Here is a 1,358-nt window from a genome sequence, read left to right on the forward strand (position 1 = left end):
GGGCCTTCGCCCGTGAAGGTGGACACGCGGTTGGTTGTCACGCGGCGAGGGTGAGCTTAGCGGTGTGGTGTCGCCGTTCGTATTCGTTGGGGCTGAGGTGGCCGTTGGCGGAGTGGCGACGGCGGGTGTTATAGCGGGTCAGCCAAGCGAAGACGGTCCTCCTGCAGGTGGCCGGGCCGCCGTAGTCGCGAGCGCCTTGGAGCGTCTCGCGTTTGAGGGAGGCGTGGAAGCTCTCGCAGGCTGCGTTGTCCGCGCTGCTGCCGACCGCGCCCATCGAACGGATGACGCCCAGACCGGAACACAGGTCGGCGAAGGCCCTGGAGCCGTATTGCGCCCCGTGGTCGGAGTGGAACACCGCCCCTTCCAGGCCGCCGCGGGTCGCGGCCGCCATTCGCAGCGCGTCGGCGACCAGGCCGGCGCGCATGTGGTCGGCGATCGACCAGCCCACGACCTTGCGGCTGAAGCAGTCCAGCACGGTCGCGAGGTAGAGGAACTCCCCGCCTGCCAGGGGCAGATAGGTGATGTCGCCCATGTACTTGCGTCCCGGTTCGGTGGCGGTGAAGTCCCGCCGGAACAGGTCCGGGACCGCCTGGGCGGCCGGGTCGGGGACGGTGGTGCGGACTCTTCTGCGCAGGCGGATACCGGCGATGGAGTACGTCCGCATGACCCGGGCGACCCGTTTGTGGTTGACCAGCGTCCCGGCCTCGCGGAGTTCCGCGGTCACCCTGGGCGAGCCGTAGGCGCCGCCCGAGCCGGCGTGGATCCTGCGAATCTGTTCGACCAGGACCTGGTCCTCGCGTCGGCGGACGACCCTGGCGTCGGCCCCGCCGAGCCACTTGTAGTAGCTGGACCGGTTGAGGTCCAGGACCTGGCAGAGCCGCTTCACCTCGTAGGTGTCCCGGTGGTCGTGGACGAACTGGAAGCGGCTCACCAGTTCGTCTCGCCGGCGAAATACTTGGCGGCCTTGCGCAGGATGTCCCGTTCGGTGGCCAGCTTCCGCTCGCTCGCTTCAAGCTCGGCCACTCGGGCCTCCAACTGCCGGATCCGCATCTCCGGATCGTCGGACGCGGTCGGCTGCCCTGCCCTGGCTGTGGCCGTGCCGGCGGCCCGCGGCCCGGTGGGGACGATGCCGCGGCGTTCGCGGTCCCGCAGCACCCACTCGCGCAGCGTCGCCCTGTTGATGCCCAGGTCAGCGGCGATGTCCTTGTATGTCGCCCCGGGCGTGGACTCGTACAGGGCCACAGCATCGGCCTTGAACTCGTCCGAGTAGTCCTTCATCGCCATCGGCGCTGTTCTCGCTTCCTCCGGATCAAGCAGATCCAGTATCAGCGTGTCCACCTCTCAGGGCGAAGGCCCTC

The 1,358-nt window shown here is 69.0% G+C and carries 1 protein-coding gene; it reads right to left on the reverse strand.

The genetic code is table 11. From position 1 onward, the window contains the following. Positions 1–37: 37 nt before the first annotated feature. A protein-coding gene (locus tag IE98_RS0141490; protein WP_106976870.1) for an IS3 family transposase occupies positions 38–1,284 on the reverse strand; the annotation gives its coding sequence in 2 pieces (ribosomal slippage) (positions 38–942 and positions 942–1,284; 1,248 coding nt in all). Between the last annotated feature and the right edge of the window lie 74 nt (positions 1,285–1,358).

The sequence above is a fragment of the Streptomyces sp. NRRL B-24484 genome (assembly GCF_000717715.1).
Lineage (GTDB): Bacteria > Actinomycetota > Actinomycetes > Streptomycetales > Streptomycetaceae > Kitasatospora.